Consider the following 18,155-nt stretch of genomic DNA (forward strand, 5'->3'; position numbering starts at 1 on the left):
GAGTACAAGACCAGATAGAGGGTAGATTCCGACTTTGGGAATGGGCTGGGGTTCGGGAGGGATATAGGCGGTGTGGATTGTGCGATCGCAGATCCACAGTAGCCCGTTGCGAACGTTTTCGATGCCGCCTTCGTTGAGGTAGCGCCAGAGTCGGTTGGCCACCGTCAGCGGCACCGTCGAGTGGCTGATCAGGTCGGGGGCTGGGCGATCGTCGCCGGGTAGCACCACCAGCGCTGCTCCGGTATCTGAGGCGATTGCTCGCACCACTTCAAGCCCATAGGGCCAATAGGCTCGGCCCCCCAGCAAACGAATCACAATCATCTGAGCGTGGCGCAGCACATCGTCGGCGTAGGTATCGATGGCCAACTGTTGCTGAAGTTGAAGCAGATTCGCCACCCGCAACGCCGGAAAATCCTCGGGCCAGTTAACCCGCGCCAAGCTCTGAATTTCGGTATCGGCAGCGGTGAGAAACACCAGCGGCGCCGGGGTTTGCTCGACAAAAATCACGCCCTCAGTGTCCGGTGTCCAGCCGCCAGGGGTAGCCGCTAAGCGATGCATGGGCGAAATCTAACCAAACGACAAATCTGAAGGAACTCTAGTGTAAGCCAGGGTTAGACCCAAACGACAGCTACCATAAGTTCTGCAAACGATTTAAGCCTTAACCTGGGCCACAGCCTGGGATCAGTTCATTGCTCTGGGCACCTGCGGTTTCAATATTTAAAAGGAATGCCTGAATCTAACCACTATGGCACCGCACAGGTGATGCCTAGAGCTGCACTGGTAGTCCTAGGGCAGTTTTTGCGCCAGTACTGTAAGGAGCACCAGCTGGTGCTCCTTACAGAAGTCGATGGTGCTGCTCAGTCGGCTGACGAGAGCTTTTGGTGTCTGCTGGGGCCGACCCTTGCGGTGGTCGTGATGACTCAGCCCCAAGCTGAGGACCCCAACGGCGATCGCGCAGTGGTGAGCCTGCTCACCGAGGTTGCCCCCATCGAGGCTTTCCTCGCCCAGCGGGCGCTGACGCCGACCCAGGCGATCGCCCCGACCACGCTGCCCGCGCTGAGCCAGTTTATGCTGTCCTGGCTGCAGGCCTGTGCCGAGGCCAATGCTGCTGAGGTCCCACCTCCAGCAGCAACTCAGTCGGTGATCGACCGCCAGCAAGAGCGCCGTCTGCTGCTCAATCAGGTGATCACCAAAATCCAGGGCAGCCTGGAACTCAACGAAATCCTTGAAACCACGGTGGCCGAAGGGCGTCAGTTTCTTCAGGCCGATCGACTGTTGATCTACCAGTTTGACCCCAGCCCATCGACAGCGGTCAAACCCATGGGCGAAGATCCGAGCTTGACCCCCGCCACCAATGTGACAGGCTATATCACCTACGAGTCGCGATCGGGCGATCACCTCACCTCGGTGCTCAACTACGCCGAAAACTTCTGCTTTGAAAGCCATCCCGAGGCCCCTCATCTGGGTTTGCGCTATCGTCAGGGGCAGACCATCGCCATCGACGATGTCGTCCAGGCCTATCCCCATACCCCCTGCATGCTGCGATTTTTGAGCCAGATGCAGGTCAAGTCGAAGGCGATCGCCCCCATTTTGGTCGGTCAGCAGCTCTGGGGTCTGTTGATTGTGCACCAGTGCGACTACCAGCGCCAATGGCAGTCCTGGGAAACCGAATTGTTGCAGCACATTGCCGAACACCTGGCGATCGCCATCAACCAGGCCCAACTCTACCAACAGCTCCAGCGCCAGACTCAAAACCTTGAAGTCTGTGTGATTGAGCGCACCCAAGACCTGCACGATGCCCTAGTGGCCGCCGAGGCTGCTAACCGAGCCAAAAGCGAGTTTTTGGCCACCATGAGCCACGAACTCCGTACCCCCCTGACCTACATCATTGGCATGTCGGCCACCCTGTTGCGCTGGTCCCTCGGCGACCTCTCCCCCCGCCAGCGTGACTATCTCAACACCATTCAGTCCAGCGGTGAGCAGCTATTGCGGGTCATCAACGACATTCTAGATGTGTCCAAGATCGAAGCCGGACGCACCGTGCTCGAGATTCGGCAATTTTCCCTGGCCTCTATCTGCCGCCAGAGCGTCGATGCCTTTCGCAGCGAAGCCGCCCACAACAGCATTGAGATTACCCTCGACCTGAAGCTAGCCGATGGCCAAGATACCTTTGTCGCCGACCCCAGACGAGTGCGACAAATTTTGGCCAACCTGATCAGCAATGCGATTAAATTCACCCCTGCCGAAGGCAACGTTACCCTGCGGGTGCGGCGAGAGCAAAGTGACGTGGTCTTTCAAATCGAAGATTCAGGCATTGGCATTGCCCCTGCCGCCCAACCGCTGCTGTTTGAAAAATTTCAGCAGCTCGAAAACGTCCGCCAGCGCGAGCATCCGGGCACAGGGCTGGGCTTGGCCCTCACCAAGCAACTGGTAGAGCTCCACGGCGGCTCCATCAAAGTTAGTTCTGAAGTGGGGCTCGGCTCCGTCTTTACCGTCAGAATTCCGCTCCAGCGGCCCCTCGATCCGCCTGAGGCTGAGCCTGTTACGACCGCCGAACCCACCGTAGGCCGCATTGTGCTGGTCGAAGATAACGAAGAAACCGCTAGCCTGATCTGCGACATGCTCACCGCCGCCGCCTATCAGGTGATCTGGATTGTGGATGGATCCCGCGTCCTTGACCAGGTCAGATTACTACAGCCTGCGGCGGTCATTACCAGCCTGACCCTAGCCAGTGCCGAGGGCAAAGATATCATCGTGGCCCTGCATCGGGCGACAGATATCGTTAGGCCTAAGATCCTTGCCCTGCTAGATGTTGAAACTGGCCCCCCGGTGACCGAGGCCCTGGAGGCTGGCGCCAATGCCTATGTCACCAAGCCTATCGACCCTAAGCGTCTACTAGAAAAGGTCAACACCGTTATGGCCGCCCAACCGCTCACCCCCTAGCCAGCGTTTGCCGTTGCCTAGGTCTCCGAATTGGGCTCCTCTCCCCCCAAGGCCGGCGTCAGATAGGCCACCAGTGCCCCAATTAAGAAGCCGGCCACGTTGCGCGTTAGGGGCAGCCAGTCGCTGGTACGCGTCACTACCGGGCCGATGCCAAAGGCAATGAACAAAATGCCCCATAGCGGGGAAAAAATCAGTACCCATTGCCAGGCCAGCACCTGGCCTGGTTTGCGAGGGTGGGCCGCAAAGCCACAGATCACGCCCCCCACAATTGAGGTGATCAACGTGAGTACCCACTGCTCCTGGGGTAGGCCGGGCACCACATTACAGCCCCCCTGGCGCAGACAGGTTTGAATCGAATCTAGAGCACTCAAAATTGAACTACCTTCACCGTTTTCACGCACAAAAAACTGGTTGCCGTAGCGGGTTTGCAACTCAATCCAAAAGGTGCGGGGCAGTAGGTCGTAGACGGCATCGCCGACGCTGAAGTTGAGCAGGTTGCCACCACGGGGGTCAGCCACCAGCATAATGCTGTGGTCATCGAGGCCCCAAAAGTCTTTGACCGCTCGGCCTGGAGTCTGATCGTATTGGGTCAACACCCGCAGTTTCCAGCCGGTTTCAGTGGCGAACTGAGCCAGTTCAGAGTCGAGGCTTTCTTCTTGATAAGAGGTCAGCGACTTGGCCAAATCAATCACAGAGGTCTCTTTATTGGGCAAGAGGTTAGGGTTGTCGAAGGCTAAAGCGGGTGCCGTGGGCAGCCAAACGCAAAGACTGACAACACAAACAACTAAAACCCTCAGCACTTTTCTCATACTGGCTTGCCGTAAAAACATAAATTTGAGCGCAATGCAAACTGCCAACCCACCGCCTGGGGTAAATAAGGCTAATAGTGGGCATATTCATTAACCTAGTCTATACCTTTGTTAACAGTTGTTTACATAAATCTAAGATTTGATTGTTGTTGAGGCTCGGTGAGCGGGCAGGTGCAGGTCGAACTGGGCGGCATCGGGCGCACCGGGGACAAACACCAGATCGCCACCGTGGGCGCGGGCCAGTTCGCGGGCCAGGCTCAGGCCCAGGCCCAAGCCCTCGGTTTGGGCAGCGCGGGCTGATTCGCCCCGATAAAACCGATCGAACAGGCGACTGGCTTCAGCGGCGGTGAGGGGGGGCGTAGCATTGACCACCGTGAGTACGACCTGCGGCGACTGGCGGTGGATAGTAACCCCTACCCAGCCCTGGGGCAGGTTGTATTTGGCGGCGTTGGTAATCAGATTTTGGATGACCTGGTACAGCAGATCGCGATCGCCCGACACCATCAGCCCCGGCTCAATCTCAGCCTTGAGGGTCAGATCGGGGGCTAGCAAAGCCAGATCCTCGAGCTGGTCTTGCACCAGGGCGCTTAGATCCACGGGCTGGCGTTGAATACTCATCTGGCCGCCGTCGGCCAGCGACAACAGCAGCAGCTTGCGCACAATGCTACTGAGCTGGCGCACCTGGTCGAGCAGCTGACTCAGGGTTTGCTGGGCTGGCGAGCCGGTTTCGACCTGGTGAATGGCCTGCTCGAGCTCGCCCTGGAGAATGGTGAGGGGGGTATTGAGTTCGTGGGCGGCATCGCCACTAAACCGCAGGGCCTGCTGAAAACTGCGCTCCAGGCGTTCTAGCATGGCGTTAAAGGCCGCGATCAACGGCGCAAACTCCGGGTCTCCGGCAGGTGACAGCCGCTGGTCTAAGCCCTGGGCCGTCACCTGGTTCATGCGCTGACCCAGCTGCCGCACCGGTTGCAGTGCCTGCCCGGCCAACCCCCAGGCACCCCCACCAATGGCCAGCAGCAGCGCTGGAATAATCAAGCCATAGATGCGGCGGAGGGTAATCATTTCCTGGTGCAGAGCATTGAGGCTGGCCGCGATCGCCATCTGCCCGGCTGAAGTCGATCGCACCGCCACTCGCCAGCGACCCTGGCGGGTACGCAGGGTAACAATCTGGCGTGCTCCCTGACGGGTCAACCGCTGGGGGGCATCTCCCACTGGGGGCATCGAGAACGATGGCAGGGGCCATTGGGGAGACTGATAGACCACTTTCCCAGTCCGATTCATCATCAAGACCCCTACCTCTGAGGCATTGGTCAGCCCTAGCTCTTGGGCCAGACCGACCTCGGGGCCAACCGGGATCTCACTGCCTTGTTCAGGGAGACCGAAGGGGATGGGGCCGACTAGGCGAGCGTCGAGGCGGTCGAGTTTGGCCTGGTAAATCAGCCAGCTCGACAGCAGCGCAAACCCCAGCAGCGCGCCCCCGGCCAGGACCGCAGACCAGAGGGCCAGCCGCAGGCGCAGGGAGGGTCGTTTCACCCGTCACCCTCCGGTGCCCGAAACCGATAGCCCACCCCCCGCACGCTCTCCACCCAATGGGCGGCATCGACGGGGTCGAGCTTTTTGCGCAGGCGCTGCACGGCGACATCGACCACATTGGTGGTGGGGTTAAAGTCGTAGCCCCAGACATGCTCTAAAATTTGAGTGCGGGTGAACACGCGACCGGGCGATCGCATCAAATATTCCAGCAGGTTAAACTCCCGCGCCGTTAGCTCGACCCGGCGATCGCCCCCGGTGACTTCGCGAGTGATGCGATCGAGGCGCAGGGGGCCAGCGGTCAAAAAATTCTGCCGGTCGCCGCTGCTGCGCCGCACCACCGCGTGGATACGGGCCACCAGTTCTTCGACATAGAAGGGTTTGGCAATGTAGTCGTCGGCCCCCAGGTTAAGGCCAACCAGGCGATCGTCTAGCTCGTTGCGGGCGGTAATCAAAATTACGGGGACGCTGTACCCATCGGCGCGCAGGGCCTTGAGCACGGCCAGCCCATCCATGCCCGGCACCATAATATCGAGCAGCACCACGTCATAGTCGCGATCGGCGGCCAGGGTATAGCCCTCGGTGCCGTGGTCGCAGGTGTCAACCACAAACCCCTGCTCTCGCAGGCCTTGGGCCACAAAACTGGCAATTTTGGCCTCGTCTTCGACGAGTAAAATGGTCATTCCCATGATGATTCCCAGCCTAGCACCGTCCCTGGGTGAGAAGAATGACAAAGCTGTAATGTAGCGGTCATGGTTTTGTCATCGTGCCCAGGCTTAATGGAAATCGTCAACCTTAAACCACTGGAACGCTATGCACATGTTTAATCGTTCATTGATGACTGCTCTCCTCGCGGCGGGTTTAGTCGGCGGCCTGGGCTTAGCCGCCTTTAGCCAGCAGACCCCCGAGGGTGGCTCCGAGCACCATGGCCGCGGCCACCGCCCTGACCTGACGGCGACCGCCGCCCAGTTAGGCGTCAGCGAAGCCGACTTGAAAGCCGCTCTGGGCCTACCCGCTGAGCGCCCAGAACGCCCTGACCTGGCCACCGCTGCGGCTCAACTGGGCGTCAGTGAAACCGATCTGCGCGAGGCTATGGTTAGCGCTCGTGAAGCGGTGAGAGAGCAGCGCCAAGCTGCCGGAGCCGAAGGTGATCCCCAGCGCGGTGGCCGTGGGGACGCCCTCGCCAGCGTCGCAACTCAGCTGGGCGTCAGCGAAGTCGACCTCCAGACTGCCCTAGGGCTGCCCGCCGAGCGCCCAGAACGCCCCGATCTAGCCACTGCCGCCGCTCAGCTCGGGATCAGCGAAACCGAATTGCAGGAGGCGCTGCGCAATAACATGCCCCCTAGCCCCGAGCCCGGGCAGCAACCTGCCCAGTAGTCTGGGGCTCTAGTGAGGCCAGGTAATGCTGACCGAGTGGGGTCTCTCAACGTTGAGAGACCCCACTCGGGTTTAAGGGCGATCGCGCCCTGGTTGAAATTGTCTGCGCCAGAGCCGCCTATCAGTTGGTCTACACCTACGGGGTGTATCAGCCCGATGGCACCCTACAGCCACTTACTCTCGATGTGTTTTATCCTGACGAGGCGGGCCAGATGACCCGCACCAGCGACCCTACGATAGGCGGTCTAGCCGATTTTGATGGTGCCTCAGCGGAGCTGACCGTGTTTAGCAAAGCTCGTGGCTTGGGGGACTGTGGCTCGCTGGCGGAGTACCACTGGACGGGCCGCGAACTGGAGCTCCTCACCTACCGCTATCAGGAATGTATGGATGCGGCAGCAGACTTCATCAAGCCCGCCGACTATCCCCAGATTTATCCCTAGAGGGAATCAGCTACAACCGCAGCGCTAATGGCCCTTAAACCGAATCCCCAGCACCAGGTCGTAGAGGAAGCCAAAGAAATCTTTCATTTGCAGTAAGCCCAACGATTGAGGCGACCCTTTCTGGTCGAGCAGTGGCCGCATCACCTCGTAGGTGGGCTTGTACTTGTACCAGGGCACCGACGGCCACAGATGGTGTACCAGGTGATAGTTTTGCCCCATGATCAGCAAATTCAGAATAGGGCTGGGATACACCCGAGCATTTTTCCAGCGATCGCGATCCTCAAAGGGGCGATGGGGCAAATAGTCAAAAAACAACCCCAAGGCGATACCCACCACCAGCGCTGGCGAAAACCAATAGTTAAAAATGTAGCCCAAAAAGTCAAATTGACAGGCTGTGAACACCAGCAGCCCCACCGCCAGTCGGCCCAAAAACCACTCCAGCAGCTCCCAGTTGCGCCATAGACGCCGCTTAAAGAAGTAGATCTCGTGATAAAAAAACCGCGCTGCAATCAGCCATAGGGGCCCACCCGTGGACACAAAATGGTCAGGGTCGTTTTCAGGGTCATTGACGTGGGCATGGTGCTGCAGGTGTACCCGCGTAAACACCGGAAACGAAAAGCCCAAAATCAGGGCACTGCCATGGCCCAGCATGGCATTGACCGTGCGGTTGTGGTGGGCCGAGTTGTGGCTGGCGTCATGAATCACTGTCCCTGCCAGGTGCAGCGACAGTACATTCATCAAAAATACGCACCAGCCCACCCAGTGCCAGCAAAAATAACCCACCGTAGACAGGCTTATTAGCCCAACGGAGGCCATAAACATGAGGGTATTGAGACTTAAGCCCCCCTCAGTTTTGAGCAACTCAGGGGGTACCGTCTTTCTAATCGTCAGGGGCTCAGCTGCCGCCGACATGATGCATCGCTCCTACACCAGTAGCCTTCGGTAGTATACGTTACGACGTCTGAATAATAAACTTTTGTGACGTAGGTACCAAAGGCATGTTCTCAGGGCGTCGCCAACCGTGCTGCTAGGCTACGGTGGCGTTAGCCCCTAGGCATAGTGTTACGCCCTGGCCAAATGCCAGAATTTCTGGCTGGTTTAAGGCTAATGAGCTTTGCGCTATGGCATTTGTGCTAGTATCCCTGTGCTCTATGGCCACTGACCTTTCAGCGCTACGCCGCCGCCGGTCGGTATTGTTTTACTCTCAGTAGAGGTCGTCTATGCCCCTGCGCAGTTCCCTTCGTCGGGCCAAAATTGTTGCCACCATCGGCCCTGCCACCCAAGATGCCGATGTATTGCGATCGCTGATTGAGGCTGGGGCCACTACCCTGCGGCTGAACTTCTCCCATGGTAGCCACGACGACCACCAGCGCAGCATTCGCCTGATTCGGCAAATCTCCTTTGAGCTCAACCAGCCCGTCGGCATTTTGCAAGATCTCCAGGGCCCCAAAATTCGCCTGGGTAAGTTTGAGCAGGGCTCAATTCAGCTGGCCAAGGGTGACCCCTTTGTGTTGACCAGCGACATCATTGTGGGCAGCCAGCAGCGCGCCTGCGTTACCTACGACAAACTGGCCCAGGAGGTGCCGATCGGAGCCACGATTTTGCTCGATGACGGCAAGGTAGAAATGCAGGTGGAGGCGGTGGATTTAACTACCCAAGAACTCCACTGCCGGGTAGTGGTGGGCGGCACCCTGTCTAACAACAAGGGGGTTAACTTTCCGGGGGTATATCTCTCGGTGAAGGCACTCACGGATAAAGACCGGGAAGATTTGCTGTTTGGCCTCAACCAGGGGGTTGATTGGGTAGCGCTGAGCTTTGTGCGTAACCCCCAGGACGTGCTCGAAATTAAGGAAATCATTACCGGTGCCGGCAAGAATGTGCCGGTAATCGTGAAGATTGAAAAGCACGAGGCCATTGAGCAGATGGAGGCAATTTTGTCGCTGTCTGACGGGGTGATGGTGGCCCGGGGCGACTTGGGTGTCGAGCTGCCCGCGGAGCAGGTGCCAATTCTGCAAAAGCGGCTGATCGCCATGGCTAACTCCCTGGGGATTCCGGTGATTACCGCCACCCAGATGCTCGACAGTATGGTGTTAAACCCGCGCCCTACCCGAGCTGAGGTATCTGATATTGCCAACGCCATTCTCGACGGCACCGACGCGGTGATGCTCTCCAATGAAACGGCGGTGGGCAAGTTCCCGGTGGAGGCGGTGGCGACCATGGCCAAGGTGGCGGTCTGCACCGAACAGGAGGGCCTGCCCCTGAGCGATCGCCAGGGCAGCGGCGCCCGCTCGATTCCCAACGCTATTAGCCAGGCGGTGGGGCGCATTGCTGCCCAGCTCGATGCCGCTGCCATTATGACTCTAACCAAGTCCGGTGCCACCGCCCGCAATGTGTCGAAGTATCGACCCGAGACGCCGATTTTGGCGGTGACGCCCCACGTGCATGTGGCCCGCCAGTTGCAGCTGGTGTGGGGCGTGCGGCCGCTGTTGGTGCTCGACTTACCCTCCAGCATCCAGACCTTTCAGGCGGCCATGGGCGTGGCCCAAGAGAAAGAGCTGCTCCATGACGGTGACCTGGTGGTGCTAACGGCGGGCACTCTACAGGGGGTGTCGGGGTCTACTGACCTGGTCAAAGTGGACGTGGTGACGGCGGTGCTAGGGCGTGGGGTGGGCATTGGCGAAGCCTCGGTCAGTGGCCGCGCGCGGGTGGCTCACAACAGCCTTGAGATCAGCAATTTCAACGATGGCGAAATTTTGGTGGTGCCCCACACCAACGCCGATTTTGTCGAGGCGATTCGCCGGGCTGGCGGCATCATTACCGAAGACGATAGCCCCACTAGCCATGCGGCGGTCATCGGCCAGCGGCTGGGGGTACCGGTAATTCTAGGAGTACAAAATGCCACCAGCATTATCCGCGACGGCAGCATTCTCACCCTCGATACGCGGCGGGGGTTGATCTACTCCGGGGCCCTGGGGCCCATTAAAAACGAACCCGCCATGAGTTTTTAGCCCAGAGGTGATGACTAAAGGGGGCGGCAATATATTGCCGCCCCCTTTAGTCGGTTTAAGCCAGTAAGCTTGAACTAACTAGCTTAAACTATGGCACCAGGGGTTAAAATAAACCCCGATTTAACCTATTTATAAAGCTCAGTAGATAGGCGAAATGCCAAAATACCAGGCAGAAGAGCTAACGCTAGGGCCACAAAAATCTGGGTATCTGAAAGGGGCATAAAAATACTCCTCAAGGCTTAGTGAATCATACTCAGTGAACCGTAGACCTCGCGATGAGGTCATGGGTCTAGACAGATTGTTAACTAAGACGTGAGCTTTATCGAGGTTAATGGCGCTAACTGTTACAGAGCTTAATGGGTCGCTAGTGGCGACAGAGTCAGAGAAGTAATTTAACGCTAACCGGCTCAGCTTGATAAACTTAATGACTTGACTTAATGACTTGACGGCTGCTCTTTGACGATGGGCCTCAGCCATGCTTGACGTAGAACAGACTCAACCGATACGCAGCGACTTTGAACGGCAGCTACTCAAGGTGCAGCGAGATTTGTTGCGCATGGGCGCTTTAGTGGAGAATTCTTGCGTGCTGGCTCGAGAGGCGCTGTGCGATCGCAATCTCGATGCCGCCCACAAGCTCAAAAGCCATGACAAGCAGGTCGATCAGTTTTATCGCCAGATTGAGCTCGACTGCATGCATCTGTTCACGCAGCAGGTGCCAGGAGCTGCAGAACTGCGCCGCATTGGGGCCTTTATGCAAATGGTGCGCGACTTAGAACGCATTGGCGACTACGCCGAAGATATCGGCGAGGTAGCGGTTAAGCTCTTTCCCTACCCGGCCCACCCGCTGATGGGGCGGGTGCAAACCATGCTTGACCGCTGCCGCTCGATGGTGGCCATGAGCCTGCTGTCAGTCTCTAATCTAGATGCGGCGTCGGGCCTAGAGATTAAGCAAAAAGACGACGCGGTCGATGACGACTACGACGATCTCTATAGCCTACTGGCCTACCAGACCAACCTGATGGGGTCGGTAGAGCCTACGGTGCTGCTAGTGCTGGTAATTCGCTACCTAGAGCGCATTGCCGATCACGCCACCAACATTGGCAAACGGGTGGCCTATATCGTCACCGGGGAGCGCACTTGAACTAGGGTTTCACCCGCTATTGGCCAGCTCCGACTGGCGGCGACTTTACAAAACGTTGCCCGTCGTTGACAAAAAGGTTTGACAGCGTCCCGTTTCCTGAGAGACTGAAAGGGATAGTGCCCCCCGGCGGTTGGCATAGTTCTGGCTATGAGCCTGCGGGATGTGCAATTTCGCCCTGAGTCAGGTTCATCTGCGGTCTTAGCAGGTACACTTGAGCGTTGGTTACCCGGTCTGTCGGTGGTATTTTCGGCCATAGCTGGAAGCGAAAACCAGGGATCTGGTGTCCTTAGCCTGCCACTAGCCTGCCACAGCGACCATGGTTTGGATCGGGTTCAGCACTAGCTTCAGGCCCGGCTCACGTTGTGGCGTTGCCTCGTTGCCACAGGCAAAGTATCGCCGCCGCTCCGACGCAAGCAGACGATCTGGCCTGGCCCGGGGCATCCCAGTCACGAACAGTTTTTAGGAATCAGTCGCTACATGGAACTCTCGATTGCGGCCTTATTGGCGAGTTTTGCTAAAGATAAGACCCATACCCTCAAGTCTCTAGAAAAAAAGCTGCACTGCAACGACGATGACAGCCAGCGTGACCTCCAGATCGCCGTCGATGCCCTAGAGCGGGTGGGAGTGCTGGTTAAAGAGCGCGGTAAGTATCGTCGAGACTTAGCTGAAGATGTCGTTGAGGGCAAGCTGCGCTGCTCGAGTAAGGGGTTTTGCTTCGCCATCCAAGATGAAGAAGGGGCCGACGATATCTATGTGCGCGAGAGCCAGCTCAACACCGCCTGGAACGGCGATCGCGTACTGGTCAAAGTGACCAAAGAAGGCAGCCGCCGTCGCAGCCCCGAGGGTGAAGTGCAGCTGATTCTAGAGCGGGCCAATGCCTCGGTGCTGGCCCGGGTCAAGCAAGAAGACGAAGACTACCGGGCGGTGCCCCTCGACGATCGCCTGCTGTTTGAGCTATCTCTGCTCGAAAATGGTTCTAGCCTAGCCGAAGCCGTCGATCAGCTGGCCCACGTAGAAATCGTTCGTTACCCCCTGGGGCAGCATCCCCCCCTGGGGAAAGTCGCTCAGGTGCTGGGGAGTGATGCCGAAGCTGCCGCCGACATCGACATTGTTTACTGCAAGCACGACCTGCCCCGCAAGTTTTCTGACGCTGTGATGACGGCGGCCCAAGATTTGCCCACTCGGGTGCGTAAAGCCGATCTCAAAGACCGGGTCGATCTGCGCGAAGTGCTCACCATCGCCATCGATGGCCCCAACCCCCAGGTGATTGACGATGCCATCACCCTCGATCGCACCAAGGCCGGGCAGTGGCGGCTGGGTATTCACATTGCCGATATTTCCCATTACATAGCGGCCTACTCGCCGATCGATCAGGAAGCCGCCAAGCGTGGCACATCGGTATATCTGGGAGACGACGTGATTCCCATGCTGCCGCCACCGCTGTCGGGCCCCCTCGGCTCGCTGCTGGCCGGTAAAGATCGCCTGGCGATTTCGGTACTGGTCACCCTCGACGACACTGGTGCAGTGCTGGAGTACGAAGTGCAGCCCACGGTAGTGTCAGTCAACCACCAGATCTCCTACCAGGAGGCCCAGGCGATCCTAGAGCGCGACAACTCTGACCTGATTAAGAGCCTGGGCATTAAGCCCAAGACCCTGAAGGCGCTGGAGCCAATTTATGACCTGATGGATAACCTGCTCTATCTGAGTCAGGCGATTAAACGCCAGCGTCTGCATCGGGGGTCCTTTGAGCTCAATTTGCCTGAGTACGACTTTCCGGCTGATGCCGGGGAAACCCTAGCCCACTATCGATCGCCTAAGTTTCAGTACGACGACGAGGGGCTGCTCGGGGTGATGGTGACGGCAACCAGCCTACCGTCGCGCCAGATCGTGACCGAATGTATGCTGTTGGCCAACCAGTTAATTGCGCAGCAGCTCAAGGCCCTAGGCGTGCCCACCATCTACCGTCTGCACCGGGCTCCCGAGGCCAGCGATGTGCAAGAGCTGGTCAAACTGGCTGAAAATATGGATATTCAGCTCTCCCTGGAAGATGAAGCGGCCCCCCAACCCAAAGACTACCAGCGGTTTGTGGAACAGTTTGCCGCCTCGGAAGCGGAAAAAATTCTCACCTACCTGCTGTTGGAAACCATTCAGCCCGCGTTCTATAGCACCCAGGCCGCCCTGCATTTTGGTCTGGCCCTGAGCGATGGCTATACCCACTTCACCTCCCCCTCGCGGCGCTATGCCGATCTGCTGGTGCACCGCATTCTCCATGCGGTATTTGAGTCGGGCCGCGATCGCCGCTCGACCCGGTCTAAAGATCCGGCCAATCTGCGCCACAGCTCCTGCCACGGCCAGGTCAACTGGAACGTGCTGCCCCCCGAAATTCAGCACGAGCTAGAAGACGACCTGCCCCGCATTGCCATTCACCTGACCGAGCGCGAGCGGCTGGCCCAGGAGGCGGAATCAGACCTGGAGGGTCTGAAAAAAGCCGAGTTTATGCGATCGCACACCGGCGAAGTCTTCCACGGGCTGATTACCGGCGTGCAGTCCTACGGTTTCTTTGTGGAAATCGAAGAGCTCCTGGTCGAAGGTCTGGTTCACGTCAGCTCCCTCAAAGACGACTGGTACGAGTATCGCGCCCGTCAGCAAAAGCTAGTGGGCCGCAAAAACCGCCAGCAATATCGTCTCGGTGACAAGGTTGATGTGCAGGTTAAAAGCGTTGACTACTACCGCCAGCAGATCGACCTGGTCGCCGTCGGGGGCGGTAGTCAGGCATCTGAAGATGACGACAACGACAACGGCTATAGCGACGACGACAACGGCGACCTCATCGATAGCCGCGATCGCGACCAGGATGAGAGTGAGTAGACGGGTGGATGGGTAGATGGGTGGATGGGAGGAGCGAATTAGCCTGGCGACAGCGGCCCTCCGGGTACAGAGTCGTTAGGATTAAACAGGTCAGTCGGTGAGCCCGTGCCATGAAAGCCGCTAAATAGGCCTGTCATGATCCAAGTCTACTCTCCCACCCATCCACTCTCCCACCCATCCACTCCTTCCCCTCCCAATGTCCCCATCTGCAACCCTCACCTCCGCTCGCCCTCTAATCGTGGGGGTGACCGGAGCGTCAGGCCTGATCTATGCCGTGCATGCTCTTAAGCACGTGCTCAATGCCGGTGGCGTGGTCGATCTGGTCGCCTCCAAGGCCTCCCAGATGGTGTGGCAGGCCGAGTCGGGCATTCATATGCCCCTCGACCCCGACCGACAAGAACAATTTTGGCGCGACCAGGCGGGGGTGCCCACCGCGGGTAAGCTGCGCTGTCACCCCTGGGGTGACGTGGGGGCGACCATCGCCAGCGGGTCGTACCGAGCGGCGGGGATGGTGGTTATTCCGTGCAGCATGAGTACGGTAGGGCGTTTGGCGGCGGGCCTCAGCTCTGATCTGCTGGAGCGGGCCGCTGATGTGCAGCTCAAGGAAGGGCGCAAGCTAGTGGTGGTACCCCGCGAAACCCCCTTTAGTCTGATTCATCTGCGCAACCTGACGACCCTGGCTGAGGCGGGCGCGCGCATTGTGCCCGCCATTCCGGCCTGGTATCACCAGCCCCAGACGATTGATGATCTGGTCGATTTTGTGGTGGCCCGCGCCCTCGATCAGCTCGACATCGACTGTGTACCCCTAACCCGTTGGCAGGGCCACCTGGCCCACGACTGATGGGGCGGGGACTAACGCGGTGTCCCCACGACTCGCGATAGGATGGACGGGATGGTTTTATAGGGCGGCCCAATGACGACAATTCGTCTGATCGTGGTCTTGCTGGTGGTCGGTGTAGTGCTGCTGCTGGGACTGCAAAACCTGGCTACGTCTCTGCCCCTGGTGTTTTTTGGGGGCAGTACCCAGGCCTTACCCCTGGGACTTTGGCTAGTGGGTGCGATCGCCCTGGGGGCATTGACCACGCTAGTGTTGACCGCCCTGCTGGGGTCTGCTGGCGGTACCCCAGGGGGGCGTTCCAAGGCCTACAAATATCGGCCCGAGGCGTTTTATGAGCCGTCAGCGGGGTCCTCGGGCGCGGCCAATGCGGCTAGCCAAGATTTTCGTAACCCGCCGCCCTACAATGCTCCTGGCCCCCGGCAACCGCGATCGCAGCGCTCACCTGTGGCTAGTGATGGCGACCCTGGCGATGACCCCGCCGCTGCTGACCCCAACTGGCGAGCCTGGAACAGCCTCAGGTCTCCGGGCCAGTGGAATGATTGGGAGTCTCTCAGTCAGGCCCCTAAACCCGAAACCGCCCCGGCCACCTCAAGCGCTGGGGCCGCAGGCATTATCGACGGCGTCACCACTTGGTTTAGCAGCAGCAAGCGTCAGGCTAAGCAGCAGCAACAGGTCAATGAGTCGCTCCGGGCTCTAGACGACAACTGGGACGGGTTAGAAAATCGCCCCTACACCGCCCCTGGAGCCAGCCCGGTGCAAGATAGCCTCGACGACATTAACCAGGGCTGGGATCAAGATTCCCACCGCGACCTGGAAAGTGGCCAACCCCCTCGTCGGGTCTATCGAGATGGGTCGCTGTATTCCTACAGCTATCGCGATGGCCAGGCCGACAATATCTATGCGCCCCCCGATGATACCCTCTATGGCGATCATGACTCTGGGGCTGGCTATGGGCCCGCAGCGGGCGACAGGGCTGAGTTTGACGAGGGTGGAGACGACACCCCTCTAGGCGATCCAGAGATAGCTGACGATGGTGTTGTCGATGCCGACTATCGGGTGATTGTGCCTCCTTACACCGCCGCCGCCGATGCTGTGCCTCCAGAGGGCCGTGACGATGGCGCAGGCGACGACTGGGATGACGCCGATGATGCCCTAACACCTTAATGGAAGATGCTTTTGGGATCTGGAAAACCATCATGCCTAGTTCACCAACGAGTCGGAATTGGGGCATTGACTCAAAGCAGGACATGGCTGTCATCAGGTAGACAGAAGCCAGGAGCCAGAAGCCAGAAGGACTGACAATACTGGCTTCTGGCTCCTGACTCCTACCTGCCAAGTCCTGCCAACATCTCGGCTGAAGCGGATACCCCGAGTCCCAAATCCGGGAGGAGCCCGAGGGTGAACCTAGAACCCCATTCCCGGATCGCCTTTCTGTTCTCATTCGATGATCTATATTCCATGACTTTGATCGAGCGACTCAACGGCCTTAACCTCTATCTGGTCGGCATGATGGGAGCGGGCAAGAGCAGTACTGGTGCGGCTCTCGCCGATCGACTGGGCTACCAGTTCTTCGATACCGATGCGGTGATCGAAGCCGCCGCTGGCCAGTCTGTTGCCGAGATCTTTGCCCAGCAGGGAGAGGGGGCCTTTCGCCAACTGGAGAGCAAGGTACTAGAGGAACTGGCGGCCTACCGGCGACTGGTGATTGCCACTGGCGGCGGCATTGTCATCCAGCCGCACAACTGGAGCTACCTGCACCACGGCATTGTGGTGTGGCTAGATGTCCCGACAGCGGTGCTGCAAGCCAGGCTGGTCGGTGATCTGGGGCGTCCTCTCCTGCAGGGAGAAGACTGGGATAGTAAACTCACTCAGCTGGTGGCCGATCGCCAACCGCTCTATGCCCAGGCCGATGTGCGGGTCGAAGTAGCGGCAACCGAGACGGTGGCTGCGATCGCCGACCGGGTGTTAACGCTGGTGGCCGAAAGAATTCGCTCGGAGGCTGATTCTGCTGTGCTCAATTGATACACTACTGGCAATCTCAACTCTGCCCTCAATTTCAACAGCACTATGGTTCAGTCTGCTTCTTCTCAGGCCGTCAACGAGACCGAGGCTACGCGGGTTCGCATTCTCAGCGAGGCGCTGCCCTACATTCAGCAGTTTCGAGGCCGTACCATTGTGGTCAAGTACGGCGGGGCCGCGATGAAAGATGGCAGCCTCAAGGCTGGAGTAGTGCGCGATATTGTATTCATGGCCTGTGTCGGCATTCGCCCGGTGGTGGTGCATGGCGGTGGTCCCGAGATTAACATCTGGTTGGGCAAGCTGGGCATTGAGCCTCAGTTTAAAGACGGGCTGCGGGTGACCGATGCCCCCACCATGGATGTGGTCGAAATGGTGCTGGTGGGCCGGGTCAACAAAGAACTGGTGTCGTTGATTAACCAAGAGGGCGGCAAGGCCGTGGGGCTCTGCGGCAAAGACGGCAACCTGATTATGGCTCGTCCCCAGGGGGCCGCAGATGTCGGGTTTGTCGGTGAGGTGAGCAGTATTGACCCCGGCATTGTAAAGTCCCTGGTGGAGGCAGGCTACATTCCCATTGTGTCGAGCGTGGCCAGCGACGAGACCGGCCAGGCTTACAACATTAACGCCGACACGGTAGCCGGGGAACTCGCTGCCGCCCTGGGGGCCGAAAAGCTGATTCTACTCACCGATACCAAGGGCATTCTAGAAGATTACAAAGACCCCTCAACCCTGCTGCCTAAGCTGGATATTCAACAGGCTCGGCAGCTGATTGAAACCGGGGTCGTGGCCGGCGGCATGATTCCGAAGGTAAATTGCTGCGTGCGATCGCTGGCCCAGGGAGTCGGTGCCGCTCACATTGTCGATGGCCGTGTGCCCCATGCCCTGCTGCTGGAGATTTTCTCTGACTTAGGTATCGGTTCGATGATTGTGGCCTCAGAGTTCAAAGGCTAAGGCTCAGTGTTCTAGCAAAAGAAATTGGCGTAGGCGGCGGTCGCCGAGCTGGTCTGTAGCCCTTGACCGTAGGCTTGCTGAATATTGTCGAAGGTCATGACGTTGCCCTTAACGGGTGACAAGGGTACTCAACGTCATGCGGTACAGGGCTTTGAGACAATAAAGGGGACAAAAAATAGGGAGCCTCAGTGCAGCTCCCCTAAACCAATATGTTTCCTGCATCCTACCAAACCA

General features: G+C 58.5%; 15 protein-coding genes and 1 pseudogene. 10 read left to right on the top strand and 6 right to left on the bottom strand.

All coding sequences use genetic code 11. From position 1 onward, the window contains the following. A pseudogene (locus IQ254_RS22295) lies at positions 1-558 on the bottom strand (cobaltochelatase subunit CobN); the annotation flags it as partial. 168 nt (positions 559-726) lie between these two features. On the opposite strand from IQ254_RS22295, the gene IQ254_RS22300 reads away from it, so the two are divergent. Beyond that, the gene (locus IQ254_RS22300; RefSeq protein WP_228040991.1) at positions 727-2,943 is read left to right on the top strand and encodes a GAF domain-containing hybrid sensor histidine kinase/response regulator; all 2,217 of its coding nucleotides are present in this window, start codon (positions 727-729) and stop codon (positions 2,941-2,943) included. 17 nt (positions 2,944-2,960) lie between these two features. Here the strand turns inward: IQ254_RS22300 and IQ254_RS22305 are convergent, their stop codons facing one another. From IQ254_RS22305 to IQ254_RS22315, 3 genes are all read right to left on the bottom strand, one after another. Further along, entirely contained in the window at positions 2,961-3,752 is a 792-nt protein-coding gene (locus tag IQ254_RS22305) for a TPM domain-containing protein (protein ID WP_193968356.1), read from the bottom strand. A gap of 132 nt (positions 3,753-3,884) precedes the next feature. Beyond that, positions 3,885-5,285: an ATP-binding protein gene (locus tag IQ254_RS22310; RefSeq protein WP_193968357.1), complete on the bottom strand. Its 1,401-nt coding sequence runs from the start codon at positions 5,283-5,285 to the stop codon at positions 3,885-3,887. Continuing rightward, positions 5,282-5,965 carry a response regulator transcription factor gene (locus IQ254_RS22315; RefSeq protein ID WP_193968369.1) on the bottom strand — a complete coding sequence of 228 codons (684 nt, stop codon included), beginning with the start codon at positions 5,963-5,965 and terminating at the stop codon, positions 5,282-5,284. The genes IQ254_RS22310 and IQ254_RS22315 overlap by 4 nt, the downstream gene beginning before the upstream one ends. Positions 5,966-6,119: 154 nt before the next feature. Between IQ254_RS22315 and IQ254_RS22320 the strand changes: the two genes are divergently transcribed. Both IQ254_RS22320 and IQ254_RS22325 read left to right on the top strand, forming a co-directional pair. Continuing rightward, on the top strand, positions 6,120-6,659 hold the full coding sequence (locus IQ254_RS22320; RefSeq protein WP_193968358.1) for a hypothetical protein: 540 nt from the start codon (positions 6,120-6,122) through the stop codon (positions 6,657-6,659). 89 nt (positions 6,660-6,748) lie between these two features. Further along, on the top strand, positions 6,749-7,099 hold the full coding sequence (locus IQ254_RS22325) for a DUF1176 domain-containing protein (protein WP_193968370.1): 351 nt from the start codon (positions 6,749-6,751) through the stop codon (positions 7,097-7,099). A 24-nt stretch (positions 7,100-7,123) separates the two neighbouring features. Here the strand turns inward: IQ254_RS22325 and crtR are convergent, their stop codons facing one another. Continuing rightward, complete coding sequence (gene crtR, locus IQ254_RS22330) at positions 7,124-8,011, bottom strand: beta-carotene hydroxylase (protein ID WP_193968359.1); 888 nt, start codon at positions 8,009-8,011, stop codon at positions 7,124-7,126. A 308-nt stretch (positions 8,012-8,319) separates the two neighbouring features. On the opposite strand from crtR, the gene pyk reads away from it, so the two are divergent. Next, the gene (gene pyk, locus IQ254_RS22335; protein WP_193968360.1) at positions 8,320-10,107 is read left to right on the top strand and encodes a pyruvate kinase; all 1,788 of its coding nucleotides are present in this window, start codon (positions 8,320-8,322) and stop codon (positions 10,105-10,107) included. Between the two features lie 125 nt (positions 10,108-10,232). Here the strand turns inward: pyk and psaM are convergent, their stop codons facing one another. Then, positions 10,233-10,328 (bottom strand): photosystem I reaction center subunit XII, encoded by a 96-nt coding sequence (gene psaM / locus IQ254_RS22340; RefSeq protein ID WP_193968361.1) that lies wholly within the window; start codon positions 10,326-10,328, stop codon positions 10,233-10,235. A gap of 254 nt (positions 10,329-10,582) precedes the next feature. Here psaM and phoU point away from each other — a divergent pair, with 254 nt between their 5' ends. The 6 genes from phoU (at position 10,583) to argB (ending at position 17,921) form a co-directional block, all read left to right on the top strand. Beyond that, positions 10,583-11,248 carry a phosphate signaling complex protein PhoU gene (gene phoU / locus IQ254_RS22345; RefSeq protein WP_193968362.1) on the top strand — a complete coding sequence of 222 codons (666 nt, stop codon included), beginning with the start codon at positions 10,583-10,585 and terminating at the stop codon, positions 11,246-11,248. A gap of 477 nt (positions 11,249-11,725) precedes the next feature. After that, on the top strand, positions 11,726-14,116 hold the full coding sequence (locus IQ254_RS22350) for a ribonuclease R family protein (RefSeq protein ID WP_193968363.1): 2,391 nt from the start codon (positions 11,726-11,728) through the stop codon (positions 14,114-14,116). A 196-nt stretch (positions 14,117-14,312) separates the two neighbouring features. Next, positions 14,313-14,957, top strand: coding sequence for a flavin prenyltransferase UbiX (locus IQ254_RS22355; protein ID WP_193968364.1), 645 nt, complete (start codon positions 14,313-14,315; stop codon positions 14,955-14,957). A 72-nt stretch (positions 14,958-15,029) separates the two neighbouring features. Further along, on the top strand, positions 15,030-16,118 hold the full coding sequence (locus IQ254_RS22360) for a hypothetical protein (protein ID WP_193968365.1): 1,089 nt from the start codon (positions 15,030-15,032) through the stop codon (positions 16,116-16,118). A gap of 294 nt (positions 16,119-16,412) precedes the next feature. Further along, positions 16,413-16,976, top strand: a complete 564-nt coding sequence (locus IQ254_RS22365) for a shikimate kinase (protein ID WP_193968366.1) — start codon at positions 16,413-16,415, stop codon at positions 16,974-16,976. 45 nt (positions 16,977-17,021) lie between these two features. Continuing rightward, a complete protein-coding gene (gene argB, locus IQ254_RS22370) occupies positions 17,022-17,921 on the top strand; it encodes an acetylglutamate kinase (RefSeq protein WP_193968367.1) in 900 nt (299 codons plus the stop codon). Positions 17,922-18,155 lie beyond the last annotated feature (234 nt).

The sequence above is a fragment of the Nodosilinea sp. LEGE 07088 genome (assembly GCF_015207395.1).
Lineage (GTDB): Bacteria > Cyanobacteriota > Cyanobacteriia > Phormidesmidales > Phormidesmidaceae > Nodosilinea.

What these genes read in the sequence shown, in the direction of transcription:
- IQ254_RS22300 (WP_228040991.1), top strand. Translation starts at nt 727, where the DNA reads ATGCCTGAATCTAACCACTATGGCACCGCACAGGTGATGCCTAGAGCT.
- IQ254_RS22305 (WP_193968356.1), bottom strand. Translation starts at nt 3,752, where the DNA reads ATGAGAAAAGTGCTGAGGGTTTTAGTTGTTTGTGTTGTCAGTCTTTGC.
- IQ254_RS22315 (WP_193968369.1), bottom strand. Translation starts at nt 5,965, where the DNA reads ATGACCATTTTACTCGTCGAAGACGAGGCCAAAATTGCCAGTTTTGTG.
- IQ254_RS22320 (WP_193968358.1), top strand. Translation starts at nt 6,120, where the DNA reads ATGACTGCTCTCCTCGCGGCGGGTTTAGTCGGCGGCCTGGGCTTAGCC.
- crtR (WP_193968359.1), bottom strand. Translation starts at nt 8,011, where the DNA reads ATGTCGGCGGCAGCTGAGCCCCTGACGATTAGAAAGACGGTACCCCCT.
- pyk (WP_193968360.1), top strand. Translation starts at nt 8,320, where the DNA reads ATGCCCCTGCGCAGTTCCCTTCGTCGGGCCAAAATTGTTGCCACCATC.
- psaM (WP_193968361.1), bottom strand. Translation starts at nt 10,328, where the DNA reads ATGCCCCTTTCAGATACCCAGATTTTTGTGGCCCTAGCGTTAGCTCTT.
- phoU (WP_193968362.1), top strand. Translation starts at nt 10,583, where the DNA reads ATGCTTGACGTAGAACAGACTCAACCGATACGCAGCGACTTTGAACGG.
- IQ254_RS22350 (WP_193968363.1), top strand. Translation starts at nt 11,726, where the DNA reads ATGGAACTCTCGATTGCGGCCTTATTGGCGAGTTTTGCTAAAGATAAG.
- IQ254_RS22355 (WP_193968364.1), top strand. Translation starts at nt 14,313, where the DNA reads ATGTCCCCATCTGCAACCCTCACCTCCGCTCGCCCTCTAATCGTGGGG.
- IQ254_RS22360 (WP_193968365.1), top strand. Translation starts at nt 15,030, where the DNA reads ATGACGACAATTCGTCTGATCGTGGTCTTGCTGGTGGTCGGTGTAGTG.
- IQ254_RS22365 (WP_193968366.1), top strand. Translation starts at nt 16,413, where the DNA reads ATGACTTTGATCGAGCGACTCAACGGCCTTAACCTCTATCTGGTCGGC.
- argB (WP_193968367.1), top strand. Translation starts at nt 17,022, where the DNA reads ATGGTTCAGTCTGCTTCTTCTCAGGCCGTCAACGAGACCGAGGCTACG.